General features: G+C 75.2%; 11 protein-coding genes. 5 read left to right on the top strand and 6 right to left on the bottom strand.

Annotated features, from left to right (window positions below; genetic code table 11):
• The first annotated feature begins 5 nt into the window (after positions 1-5).
• Positions 6-398 carry a hypothetical protein gene (locus ACIP37_RS11755; protein ID WP_363588467.1) on the top strand — a complete coding sequence of 131 codons (393 nt, stop codon included), beginning with the start codon at positions 6-8 and terminating at the stop codon, positions 396-398.
• A 53-nt stretch (positions 399-451) separates the two neighbouring features.
• On the opposite strand, the gene ACIP37_RS11760 is transcribed toward ACIP37_RS11755, so the two are convergent.
• Positions 452-916, bottom strand: coding sequence for a (2Fe-2S)-binding protein (locus tag ACIP37_RS11760; protein WP_363588465.1), 465 nt, complete (start codon positions 914-916; stop codon positions 452-454).
• A 29-nt stretch (positions 917-945) separates the two neighbouring features.
• Positions 946-3,309, bottom strand: coding sequence for a molybdopterin cofactor-binding domain-containing protein (locus ACIP37_RS11765; protein ID WP_400806079.1), 2,364 nt, complete (start codon positions 3,307-3,309; stop codon positions 946-948).
• A 328-nt stretch (positions 3,310-3,637) separates the two neighbouring features.
• Here ACIP37_RS11765 and ACIP37_RS11770 point away from each other — a divergent pair, with 328 nt between their 5' ends.
• From ACIP37_RS11770 to ACIP37_RS11785, 4 genes are all read left to right on the top strand, one after another.
• Positions 3,638-4,903: an MFS transporter gene (locus tag ACIP37_RS11770; protein ID WP_363588462.1), complete on the top strand. Its 1,266-nt coding sequence runs from the start codon at positions 3,638-3,640 to the stop codon at positions 4,901-4,903.
• Between the two features lie 238 nt (positions 4,904-5,141).
• Positions 5,142-5,876 carry a Mut7-C RNAse domain-containing protein gene (locus tag ACIP37_RS11775; RefSeq protein ID WP_363588460.1) on the top strand — a complete coding sequence of 245 codons (735 nt, stop codon included), beginning with the start codon at positions 5,142-5,144 and terminating at the stop codon, positions 5,874-5,876.
• A 150-nt stretch (positions 5,877-6,026) separates the two neighbouring features.
• Positions 6,027-6,452 carry a cupin domain-containing protein gene (locus ACIP37_RS11780; protein WP_363588458.1) on the top strand — a complete coding sequence of 142 codons (426 nt, stop codon included), beginning with the start codon at positions 6,027-6,029 and terminating at the stop codon, positions 6,450-6,452.
• Positions 6,449-8,332 carry a CocE/NonD family hydrolase gene (locus ACIP37_RS11785; protein ID WP_400806074.1) on the top strand — a complete coding sequence of 628 codons (1,884 nt, stop codon included), beginning with the start codon at positions 6,449-6,451 and terminating at the stop codon, positions 8,330-8,332. Before ACIP37_RS11780 ends, ACIP37_RS11785 begins: the two co-directional genes overlap by 4 nt.
• A 57-nt stretch (positions 8,333-8,389) precedes the next feature.
• On the opposite strand, the gene ACIP37_RS11790 is transcribed toward ACIP37_RS11785, so the two are convergent.
• From ACIP37_RS11790 to ACIP37_RS11805, 4 genes are all read right to left on the bottom strand, one after another.
• Positions 8,390-9,607, bottom strand: coding sequence for a cytochrome P450 (locus ACIP37_RS11790; RefSeq protein ID WP_363630580.1), 1,218 nt, complete (start codon positions 9,605-9,607; stop codon positions 8,390-8,392).
• Positions 9,608-9,700: 93 nt separating this feature from the next.
• On the bottom strand, positions 9,701-11,068 hold the full coding sequence (locus ACIP37_RS11795; protein ID WP_400806071.1) for an NAD(P)/FAD-dependent oxidoreductase: 1,368 nt from the start codon (positions 11,066-11,068) through the stop codon (positions 9,701-9,703).
• Positions 11,058-11,267: a ferredoxin gene (locus ACIP37_RS11800; protein ID WP_363630578.1), complete on the bottom strand. Its 210-nt coding sequence runs from the start codon at positions 11,265-11,267 to the stop codon at positions 11,058-11,060. Before ACIP37_RS11800 ends, ACIP37_RS11795 begins: the two co-directional genes overlap by 11 nt.
• 146 nt (positions 11,268-11,413) lie before the next feature.
• On the bottom strand, positions 11,414-12,232 hold the full coding sequence (locus ACIP37_RS11805) for a hypothetical protein (RefSeq protein ID WP_363589616.1): 819 nt from the start codon (positions 12,230-12,232) through the stop codon (positions 11,414-11,416).
• Between the last annotated feature and the right edge of the window lie 74 nt (positions 12,233-12,306).

A 12,306-nucleotide genomic window follows, 5' to 3' on the forward strand; every position in this document is an offset into this window, starting at 1 on the left:
TCGACATGGCCAAGGGCATCCTCAAGAAGATCGGCCGCCGTGGCGCGACCGCGGCGGCCGTGGTGGCGCTGGCCGCCGGCGCGGTGGGCGTCTCGGAGGGCAGCGCGTTCGCCGACGGCTGGTACGCGCTCCGCTACCACGCGAGCGGCCACGGTGTGGGCGTCTACGCGCAGCAGTACTCCTGGACGGCCAAGGTCGCCGGCGACCTGGGGTCGTACACGTGGTCGTCCGACGAGATCTACATCGAGTGCTGGATCAGGGGCGAGGACATCAACAGCCAGGGCAACGTCTGGTACCAGGTGGGCGGGACGAACGGCAACTTCTTCGGACCGGCCTACGTCTACGGCGCGTACGCCGACGGCAACTGGTACTTCCACAACGGCCTGCGGGCGTGCTGACGACCGGCTGAACCCGTCCGCCCCGCCCGCGCCCCGGGCGGGGCGGCGTGCCGTCAGCCGGACACCTGCCGGGCCGCCGCCTGTTTGATGGCCTCGCGGATGCGCGGGTAGCTGCCGCAGCGGCAGATGTTCTGGATCTGGTCGATGTCCGCGTCGGTCGGGTTCGGGGTGCGGCGCAGCAGGGCGACGGCGGTCATGATCTGGCCCGGCTGGCAGAAGCCGCACTGGGCGACGTCGCAGCCGAGCCAGGCCTCCTGGACGGGGTGCAGGGTGTCGCCGTCGGCCAGGCCCTCGATGGTGGTGACGCGGTGGCCCTCGCAGTCCTTGACGGAGCGGGTGCAGGGCTGGAACTCCTCGCCGTCCAGGTGGCTGGTGCAGGCGCGACAGACGCCCACCCCGCAGCCGTACTTGGGGCCGGTGACGCCGAGCTTGTCGCGCAGCACCCAGAGCAGCGGCATGTCGTCCGGGGCCTCGACGGTGACGGGGTGCCCGTTGAGGGCGAAGGTGTGGGTGGGCATGGGGTGGTGGAGTTCCTTGGCTGGGGGAGTCAGAAGTTGATCGGGAAGGAGCGCGGGCTGGTGCCGGTCGCGCGCGCGTAGGCGTTGGCGACCGCGGCGGAGGCCGCCGGGACGCCCAGCTCGCCGGCGCCGCCGGGCGCTCCGCTCGGCGGCATGAGGTGGATCTCGACGGCCGGCGGGGTGTGCCGCTGCCGGGCGTACCGGAAGTCGGAGTAACTGCCCTCGCGCACGGCCCCGTTGTCGATGTGGTTGCCGGCTTGCAGGATGACCGAGATGCCGTCGATCAGGGCTCCGGTCAGCTGGGCTTCCAGGCCCCGGGGGTTGATGACCCGGCCGACGTCGGCGGCGATCACGGCCTTGGTGACCCGGGGGTCGGCCGGGTCGGTGGCGTCGAGCTCGACGAGGTAGGCGGCGCACCCGCTGTTCTCGTCGTGGTAGCCGATGCCCTGGGCGTGGCCGGGGGGCATCGGGCGGCCCCAGCCGCCGGCCTTGGCGACGGTGTCGAGGACGGCCCGGCCGACGGCGCTGCGCAGCCGGGCGCGGCGGAACGCGACGGCGTCCTGGCCCATCCGGCGGGCGAGTTCGTCCATCATGATCTCGTCGGCGACCCGGACGGTGCCGGAGTAGACCGACCGCCAGCTGCCGGTGGGAACGTCCAGCGGCACTTCGGCGAGCAGCTGGGTGGGGATGCCGACGTTGTACGGGTTCTTCTCGCTGAGCAGGAAGAAGGCCTGGGCGAGGCTGAGCCCGGCGAGCGAGAGGTTGAAGCCGGCGGCGGTGAGCATCTCGCCGAGGCCGTGCCGGAAGTCGGTCTTGACGGTGGCGACGCGGTGCTCGTAGCTGAGCACCTGGCCGAGCGCGTAGGTGGCCCGGATCCGGTGGTGGCTGGCCGGGCGCATCCGGCCGTGGCGCATGTCGTCGTTGCGCGTCCACATGAGTTTGACCGGTCGGCCCGCGGCCTTGGAGATCTGGGCGGCCTCCAGGGCGGCGTCGAAGAACAGCCGCCGGCCGAACGAGCCGCCGCCGCGCACCACGTGGACGGTCACGGCGTCCTGCGGGAGGCCGAGTTCGGCGGCGATGGCCTGCTGGGCGACGATCGGCGTCTGCGCGGCGAACCACAGCTCGGCCCGGTTCGGCCGTACGTCGGCGATGGCGGTCAGCACCTCCATCGGCGCGTGGTTGACGAAGGCGAAGTCGAATTCGCCGTCCAGGTACTGGGTGAGCAGCGGGGGGATGAGGAACGGCGCGTGGGCGGCGCGCAGTTGGGCGCGGATGTCGGAGGTGGAGAGGTTGGCGACCGGGCCCGGGTTCCAGGAGGTGCGCAGCGCGTCGCGGGCCTTGAGCGCCTGGTCGAAGGTCTCGGCGAGGACGGCGACGCCGCTGGGGATCCGGACCACGCCGAGCACGCCGGGCATGGTGCGGGCGGCCGAGGCGTCCAGGGTCCTGAGCGTGCCGTTGATGGTGGTCGGGCGGGCGACGACGGTGGGGACGGCGCCCGGGATCGCGAGGTCCCCGGCGTACTTGGCGCGGCCGGTGACGATGTCGCGGGCGTCGATCCGGCCGGTGGGCCGGCCGACCAGGCGCAACCGGTCGGCGGTCTTGGGGGAGCTGGACACGGCGGGGAGGGCGACGGCGGCGGCCTCGGTGGCGAGGTCGCCGTAGCCGGCGCGGCGGCCGTCGGGGGCGAGGACGGCGGAGTCGGCGGTGCGCAGGGTGTCTGCCGGAACGTTCCAGCGCCGCGCTGCGGCGGTCACCAGCCGGGCGCGGGCGGCGGCGGCCGCGGCGCGCACCGGGTCGTACAGCGAGCGCACCGAGTTGGAGGCGCCGGTCAGCTGGTTGAAGAGCAGTTCGGGGCGGCCGTCGGAGAGCGGCACGTCCACGTCGCCGATCCGGGCGTCGAGTTCCTCGGCGACGAGCATCGCGATGGCCGTGGTGAGACCCTGGCCGACCTCCAGCCGGGGCAGGTGCAGCAGGGCGCGCCCGGCGGCGGTGAGTTCCAGGACGAGCAGGTGCGAGGTCGGCAGGCCGGCGACGATCAGCGCGTCGCCGAGGTCGAGGATGTCCGGGATGCCGGGCAGGCCGATCAACTGCGAGGGGGCGGCGGTGTCCTGGGCGGCCGCGGCGGCGCGGACGGCGGCCCGCGCGGTGGCGGGCGCGGCGGCGTCGAGGCCGAGCCGGGCGCCGACGGTGAGGGTCGGGGCGGCCAGCAGGTAGGTGAGGAAACGGCGGCGGCGGGTGCCGGCGCCGTCCCGTGCGTCGCCCGGGTGGCCGGTGTCGTCCGAGCGGGCGATGGAGGTGCTGATGGGAAGAGCCCTTCGAGCCGATGACGGCGGCGGATCGGGCGGGCACGGCGGCGTCGGGCCCGGTGCCGGATCGCGAATGCCGTTGAGCATAGGAGGGCGTTACTGACCGGTCAATACGGCAAAACTTGGCCCTTCGGCGGGGTCGGTGACGCCCGAAGGCCGCTGGGCGAGGCGGATTCGGAGCGGGTACGGAGGGCGCGGCGGCGGTACGGCCGGGGCCGGTTCCGGGCCCGCGGGAGGAGCGATTCGCCGCCGTCGTACGGGGGTTCAGCGCTCGCCCGCCGGTGCGGTGGGGCCCGGAAGTGGACCAAGGAGTTCCGCGATCACTGGACCTTACCGCCGGTCCGCCTCCTGCCTAGGCTGGGCCGCGAACCGTTGCGAACACCCGGCCCGCGCGCCGCCCCCAGCCAGGAGACCCGTGTCGACCAGCAGCGCCCCGGCGCCCGCCCTCATCCCGCCCCCGGGGCCCCAACGGACCCTCGCCGCAGCCCAGTTGGCCAGCTCCGTCGGCGACGGCGCCTACTACACCTGCTCCGCGCTCTACTTCACCCACGTCGTCGGCATGTCGGCGACCGCCCTCGGTGCCGGCCTCGCCGTGGCCTGGGCGCTCGGCGCGCTGGCGGGCGTCCCGCTCGGCGCCCTCGCCGACCGCCGCGGCCCGCGCCGGACGGCCGTGGCGCTCGCCCTGGCCACGGCGGTGGTGGTCGCCGCCTTCCTGGTGGTCCGCTCCTACGGGCCGTTCCTGGTCGCGGTCTGCCTCTACGCCACGACGCAGTCCGGGCTCACCGCCGCCCGGCAGGCGCTGGTCGCCACCCTGGTGCCGCCCGCCCAGCGCACCGGGCTGCTCGCCCACCTCCAGTCGACCCTCAACGGGGGGCTGGCCGTCGGCGCCGCCATCGGCGGCATCGCGCTCACCGTCGGCACCCGGGCCGCGTTCCTCGGCGCCTTCGTGGTGACGGCGCTCGGCTTCCTGGCCGGTGCGCTGATCCTGCTGCGGCTGCCCGAAGCCCCGCCCGCCCCGGCCCGGTCGGGCGCCGGGCCCCGGCTGGCCGTCCTGCGCGACCGCCGGTACGCCGCCGTCGCGCTGGTCAACACCGTGCTGCTGCTGCGGATGCCGCTGCTCAGCCTGGTCATCCCGCTCTGGATCGCCGACCGGGCGCCCGGGATCGGCTGGCTCGGTTCGGCCCTGTTCGTCCTCAACACCCTGGCCGTGCTGGCCTTCCAGGTCCGGGCGGCGCGCGGCGTCACCGGCCTGGGCCCGGCCGCACGGGCCGTCCGCTCGGCCGGGCTGGTGCTGCTCGCCTCCTGCGCGGTGTTCGGCCTGTCGGCCCTGGACGTCCCGGTGTGGGCGGTCGCCGCGCTGCTGGTGGCGGCCTCCGTCCTCCAGGTGATCGGCGAGATGCGGCAGTCGGCGGGCTCCTGGCAGATCAGCTTCGACCTCGCCCCGCCCGAGCGGATCGGCCAGTACCAGGGCTTCTTCGGCACCGGCGTGGCCGTCGCCCGCACCCTCGGGCCGCTGCTGCTGACCACCCTGCTGCTGGACGGCGGGCTCGCGGGCTGGCTCGTCCTGGGCGGCCTCTTCCTGGCGGCCGGGTACGCGATGGGGCCGGTCGTCCGCTGGGCCGAGCGGGACCGCGACCGGGGCTGCCCGGCGCCGGTCACCTCCGCTGTCGCAGTCCCGTAGCGGCCCCCCCGCACCGGCCTTCTCCGCCGGCCCGGTGCCCTTCGCACCGGCTTTCCCGTCGACCCGGCGCCCTCCTCGACGCCCCTCCTCGACGCCCCTGCGCGCCGCCCCGAACCGGCTGCTCAGCCCCCGGTCGGGGCCCGCGCCGGCCGCCGCCGCCGCGAGCCCGCCCGAGAATGCTCCGACGGCTGACCGGAAACCGGTGGCCCGGCCCGCCGCCCGCTGGCATGCTGGCCGCGTGGACCGACCCCAGATCTGGCTCGACTTCGCCCCCGAGCTGCACCTCTTCGTCTCCGGGCCCCGGCGGGCCGGCCGCTCGGCGCTGCGCACCGACGGCACCTCGACGCTCGGCCATGTCGTCGAGTCCCTGGGCGTCCCGCTCACCGAGGTCGGCACCCTGCTGGTGGACGGCCGGCCGGTGCCCGGGTCGCACGTGCCGGTCGACGAGGAACACGTCACCGTCCGGGCCGTGGACCGGCCGCAGCCCTCGCCCGCCCCGCCGCGCTTCCTGCTGGACGTCCACCTCGGCACCCTCACCCGCCGACTGCGCCTGCTCGGCGTCGACGCCGCCTACGAGAACCCGGACATCGGCGACGCCGCGCTCGCTGCCCGCTCCGCCGCCGAGCAGCGCGTCCTGCTCTCGCGCGACCGGGGGCTGCTGCGCCGCCGCGAACTGTGGGCCGGCGCCTACGTCTACAGCCACCGCCCCAACGAGCAGCTGCGCGACGTGCTCTCCCGCTTCGCGCCCCCGCTCGATCCGTGGAGTCGCTGCACCACCTGCAACGGCACGCTGCGCGAGGCCGACAAGACCTCGGTGCGCGAGCAGCTGCGGGACGGCACCGAGCGCTCCTACGACGTCTTCGCCCAGTGCGTCGACTGCGGCCAGGCCTACTGGCGCGGCGCCCACCACGCCCGGCTGGACGCGATCGTCACCGACGCCCTCCGCGAGTTCGGCACGTCCGCCGGCGGCTGAGACCGGCGCGGGGCCACCGTCGGACCGGCGCGGGACCGGCGCGTCGAACTACGGGACATCTCAGGGTGGCGGCCGGGCGCCGAGGCGTGTTCTCATCGGCGGTGGGGGGCGGGACCAAGGTACTCCGTGACGTGAGAGAGGCCGGGTCGGATGAGCAGTCAGCCAGTGCAGCAACCGTTCCAGACAGCGGACGTCGGTGACGTCCAGGTGGTGACCGCACCGGACGGGGCCGCGGTGTTCCCGCTGCTGGTCCTGGACGGACAGGGGAGCCTCGCGGTGTTCGAGCTCGCCCCCGGGCAGGTGTCGCACGCGGTGTCGCACGCCACCGTGCAGGAGCTGTGGCAGGTCGTCGAGGGCGCCGGGGAGCTGTGGCGCCGCCAGGGCGGGCGGGAGGAGACCGTCCGGCTCGTGCCCGGGACGGCGGCCTCGATCCCGCTCGGTACGGCGTTCCAGTTCCGGGCCGACGAGGACGCCGACCGGCCGCTGCGGATCGCCGCCGTCACCATGCCGCCCTGGCCCGGCACCGACACCGAGGCCAGGCCCGAGGACGGCCCCTGGAAGGCGACCTCCCGGTGAGCCGGGCAGGGGGGATCCCGCGCCGCCCGCTGGCGGCGCTGGTCGCGGCCGCGGCCGTGCTCGGACTCGCCGTGGTGCCCGCCTCGGCCGCCCCGGCCGCCGAGCCGCACCTCCAGTCGCGCTACGTGACGATGCCCGACGGCGTCCGCCTCGCCGTCGACGTCTGGCTGCCCGAGGGCACCAGGGACGGTGCGAACCTGCCCACCGTCCTGGTCACCCAGCGCTACTGGCGGGCCCGGGTCTACCCCGGCGCACCCGGCAACGGCGGCCGCAGCAGCGACGCCGACGGCTGGAACGCCCATGGCTACGCCTACGTGGTCGCCGACCTGCGCGGCACCGGCGCCTCCTTCGGCACCCTGAGCTCCGAACTCGGCGCCGACACCGTCGCCGACAGCGGCCCGCTCAGCGACTGGATCGCCGCCCAGCCCTGGTCCAACGGCCGGGTCGGCACCACCGGCGTCTCCTACGGCGGCGACACCGCGATGCTCGCCACCGCCCTCGGCAACCACCACATCACCGCCGCCGCCCCGATCTCCTACGACTTCGACCCGTACGAGGACCTGGTGCGCCCCGGCGGCCTGCTCATCGAGCCCCGGATCGCCCCGTACGCGCTGCTGCTGCGCATCCTCGACCAGGCCGGCGGCACCACCTGCGACACCGACGAGCAGACCCGGCAGGTCTGCGCGGCCACCGGCCTGACCGGGGCCGTGCCCCGGCCGGTCGACGGCCCGGACGGACCGGCCCTGCTCGCCGCCGCGCGCGCCGAGCACACGGGCAACGCCAACCTGGTCGACATGGCCGAGGCCGGTGTGTACCGCGACTACCAGGACGGCCCGAAGAGCTGGACGGTCGGCAGCGTCGGCGAGAAGGCCGACGCCGTCGAGGCCGGCGGCGTCCCCGTGCTCACCGACGCCGGCTGGCTCGACGCGGGCACCGCCAACGGCGTGCTCTCCCAGTTCACCGGCCTCTCCAATACCCAGGACGCCTGGATCGGCCCGTGGAGCCACGGCCAGGGCTACCTCGCCGACCCCTTCCAGCCCGCCCGCCACCTCACCGACCAGGAACGCGCCCAGATCGCCCAGCGGACGTTCGACTTCTTCGACCGCTACGTACGGGCCGACGGCCGCCCCGACGGCACCCGGCACCTGCACTACTACACCTTCAACGAGGGCGTCTGGCGCACCACCACCCGCTGGCCGCTGCCCGGCACCCGCCCGCAGCGGCTCTACCTCGGCGAGGACACCACGCTCAGCCGCCGACGGCCCGATCCGGACGACCGCCCCGGCGCCGACCTGCTGCGCCTCGACCCCACCGCCGGCACCGGCCCGCTGGACCGCTGGAACACCAACCTCACCGGCAACCAGGTCAGTTACCCCGACCGGGCCGCCGTGGACGCCAAGCTCCTCAGCTACACCACCCCGCCGCTGACCGACGACACCCGGGTGACCGGCAACGGCCGCGTCACGCTCGACGTCACCGGCCTCGACGGCACCGCCCAGGGCGCCCTGCACGTCTACCTGGAGGACGTCGCCCCCGACGGCCGGGTCACCTACCTGACCGAGGGCCAACTCGCCCTCGCCGACCGGGCCGTGGCCGACCGGGACGACAACCCCGACTGGCGCCGGCTGCGCACGCCCCGCAGCTACGCGGCCACCGACGCGGCGCCCTTCCCGCAGGGCCGGGCCCGTCGGGTCACCATCGACCTGCAACCCGTCGCGGTGCTCTTCCGGGCCGGCGAGCGGATCCGGCTCACGGTCGCCGCCGCCAACCCGGACTCCTTCCAACTGCTCCCGGCCGACGGCCGGGCGAGCTACCGGATCGGGCACGGCGGAGCCGACCCGTCCTTCCTGGAGCTGCCGGTGGTGCGCGGCACCCCGTAGCGCCGCCGAACGCGCCCGGGCCCGGGAGGCCGATGCCGCCTCCCGGGCCCGGGCCGCTCAGTCCCTGACCCCGGACAGCGCGAGCGGCAGGTGCCGGGGCCCGCGCAGGACGGGGCTGCGCCGGTACTCGGGCGGGTCCTGGAGCAGCCGGGGGCCGTCCAGGCGGTGGATGAGCGCGGTGAGCGCGAGCTGCGCCTCGACTCTGGCGAGCGGTGCGCCGAAGCAGCTGTGCACGCCGCTGCCGAATCCGAGGTGCTGGTTGTCCGGGCGGGTCGGGTCGAAGCGGTCGGGCTCCTGGAACCGCAGAGGGTCCCGGTTGGCGGCGGCGAGCACCAGGATCAGCGGCGCGCCCTTGGGGATGGTGACCCCGGCGACCTCGATGTCGGTGAGCGCGGTGCGCTGCGGCAACAGCTGGACCGGGGGTTCGTAGCGCAGCAGCTCCTCCACCGCGCGCGGCATCAACTCCGGCTTTTCGCGCAGCAGTTCCAGGCTTTCCGGCTGGCGCAGCAGGGTGAGCACGCCGTTGGTGATCAGGTTGACGGTCGTCTCGTGCCCGGCGATGAGCAGCAGGACCGCGGTGGCCATCAGCTCCGTCTGGGTGAAGCCGCCCGACGGGCCGGGGTCGTTGACGAAGGCGGAGAGCATGTCGTCGGACGGCTTGCCCCGGCGGCTCTCGGCGAGTTCGCCGAGGTACAGCCCCATCTCCATCCGGGCCTGCGTGGCCGCGCGCTGGCGCTCGGCCGGATCGCTGTCGGGAGTGGGGTCGAAGCCCGCGATCAGCGTCTCGGACCAGGCGTGGAACCGCGGCTCGTCCTCGCGCGGCACGCCGAGCAGCCGGCAGATGACGGTGACCGGCAGCGGGTAGGCGAAGTCCTCGACCAGGTCGATCCGGTCGCGGCCCCGGAGCCCGTCGACCAGTTCCCCGGTGATCCGCGCGATCTCGTCGTGCATGGCGTCGACCCGGTCGGGCGCGTGGGGCGGGCCGAAGGGCCGCATGGCGATGTTGCGCAGCCGTTCGTGCTCGGGGTCGTCCCGGCCGATGAAGGCGACCGGGACGCTGCCCTGCATCTCGTCCGGGACGGTGCGGTTGCGGCGGTCCGAGCTGATCCTCGGGTCGTGCAGCAGCGCGGCGACCTCGTGGTAGGTGCCGACCAGGTAGCTGCCGTCGTCCTGGCGGGCCACGCCGTGGTCGCGGAGCTCGGCGTACAGGGGGTAGGGGTCGGCGCGGTTGGCGTAGTCGGTGATCCGGCGGAACAGGGTGTCGGCGGCGGCCATGCGCGGTGGCTCCTCGGAGGTGGCGGAGGTGGTGGTCCTCGACGGGCGGCGGGGCCCGGTGGGCGTGCGCCCGTCGAGCGGTGGCGGGTGGGCTCAGCCGCCCCAGCGCCGCAGGGTCAGCCGCCGGTCGGGCAGGTGGCCGGTGAGGGCGACGGTCGGGCCGTGCGAGAGCACCTTCGGGTCGGGCACGTCGGAGGGGACCGGGATGCGGGAGGCGGGCGGCTCCACGCCAGCCCAGTCGGGCGGGAACGGCGCGGCGGCCTCGATCAGCCGCTGGTAGTGCTCCAGCCACTTGGCCCGGTTCACGCTGACGGCGGCCGTGATCCGGCCCCGGTACCCGTAGACCGCGACGAGCCGGCGCTCCTCGACCGAGCCCTGGGCGAGGACCACGTGGTCGGAGAAGGTGGGCACGCCGACGGACTTGATGTTGAGCCCGAACTGGCTGGACCAGAAGGAGGGGACGCTCAGGTGCGGCCGCCGTTGCGGCCCCGGGCTGACCATGTTGTGCGCCGCCACCTCGGCCTGCGCGACCGCGTTGCCCCAGTGTTCGAGGGAGAGCAGCTGGTACTCGAAGAGGGGGTGCGGGAAGCGGGCGACGTCGCCCGCGACGAAGACGTCGTCGGTGACGATCCCGTACATGTTGAAGGCGCGGCAGCCCGCGTCGCAGGCCACCCCGCGCGGACCGGCGGCGAGCCCCGACTCGGCCAGCCATTCGGTGTTGCGGGCGGCGCCCAGGGCGACCACGGCGACGTCCGCCTCGATCCGGGTGCCGTCGGAGAGCTCGGCGCCGGTGAGCCGGCCCGCTCGGCCGGTCAGCGCGGAGACGGTCACCCCGCAGCGCAGGTCGACGCCGTGGGCGAGCTGGACCTTGGCCGCGAGGGCGCCGAAGGCCCCGCCGAGGGCCCCGACCAGCGGGGCGGGGCCGCGCTCGGCGACGGTCACCGCCAGGCCGCGCTCCCGGCAGGCGGAGGCGATCTCGGAGCCGGTGAACCCGGCGCCGATCACCAGCACCCGCTTCGGGCCGGCGTCCAGCCGCTCGGCCAGGCCGGCCGCGTCCTCGGCGGTGCGCAGGGTGAACACCCCGTCGAGTGCGGCCTGCTCGGCCTTCGGCCAGGGCCTGGCCCGGGTGCCGGTGGCGATCAGCAGCCGGTCGTAGGGCAGCTGCTCGCCGTTCGCGAGCAGGACCTGCCTGCCGGCCCCGTCCACACCGGTGGCGCGGACGCCGAGCTTCCACTGCGCGTCCACTTCGCGGCGCCGGGGCAGCGCGGTCTCCTCGGCGCGCACCCGCCCGAGCAGCACCTGTTTGGACAGGGGCGGCCGGTCGTACGGGGGAAGGCGTTCCTCGCCGACCATGGTCAGCTGCCCGGCGAAGCCCTCGTCCCGTAGCGTCTCGGCGGCGCGCAGGCCGGCCAGCGAGGCGCCGACGATGACGATCCGGCCGTTCTTGAGGTCATCGGACATCGGACCGGCCCTCCTCCTCGACCAGGATGGCCTGCACCGGGCAGGCCGCGACGGCCCGTCGGACGCGGTCACGCTGGTCCTCGGCGGCCTGCGGGGTGTAGAGCAGGGCCTCCTCCCCGTGCAGCTCGAACACTCGGGGAGCGAGGAACGCGCATTGCGCGTAGCCCTGGCAGCGGTTGAGGTCGACGACGATCTTCACGGTCTCTCCTCCCGGGCACGTCTGTGTCCGTCCTACCGCCGCCGGAGCGGCCGCGCGCCCGGTACTGCTCCGTGGGAGCGGTCGCGGAGAGTGGCCGCCGGGGAACGCCGGGGGCCAGGAGAGCAGTTCGCCCGGCCGGACACGGCCTAGTTCGGCGACTCCAGCCCGAGGGCCCAGCGGTGGGTGGTGTAGCCGCCCATCCGGGTCGGGTGGCGCTCCACGAGCGTCACGGTCAGGCCGTCGGCCGTGCGGCGCAGCGTGCCGGTGAACCGGCGCAGGTCGTCGCCGGACAGCGGGAGCAACTCGGCGAGCACGGTGGCGTCGAGGTCGCGCCCGACGGCGCGCAGCACCCCCGCGTCCAGCACCAGGACGGTGCCGTCGGCCAGCACCACCGGCGCGGGGGCCTGCGGGTCGGCGAGCAGCGGGCCGTTCTCGATCCCCCCGCCGGGCAGCAGCCGCACCACCCGGCTCCCGGTCGGCCGGCGGCGGTCGGTCTCGACGACGCGCAGGCCGCCGCCGACCACGTAGTGGCCGTAGCTGCGCCAGGAGTCGACCAGGGTGGCGTCCCGGTCGTAGGCCCAGGTGTCGAAGGCGCCGTAGCCCTCCAGGCCGAGCACGAAACGGCCGCCGCCCAGGGCCGTGCCGCGCTCGCCGCGCAGTTCGGCGACCAGGGCGCCGTCGTCGAGGTCCAACAGCAGGGCCGGGCCGAGGTGGCCCCAGGCGGTGTACTCGAAGGAGTCGGTGGTGACCAGCGCCCGGCCGCCGGAGAGGTGGGCCGCGTTCGGGCGCCCCGCGCAGGGGCGGCGCCAGCGGACCAGGCCCTCGGTGTCGACACAGCTGATCTCGCCGTCCCGGCCGTACAGCGCCAGGCCGCCGTGGCGGGCCAGCGGCCCCTGCGGGCGCCCCTGTGGCCGCCCGCCGCTGCGGCGGTGGTGGTCCTGGACGGTGACACGCCAACTCCCCATGATCCGGATGCTAACGGACCCCAGCGGGCCGTGGAGGGCGTTTGCGGAGGGTGCCCGGACGGCCGGGACGGCGG

The organism is Kitasatospora sp. NPDC088861 (genome assembly GCF_044750105.1).
GTDB lineage: Bacteria > Actinomycetota > Actinomycetes > Streptomycetales > Streptomycetaceae > Kitasatospora.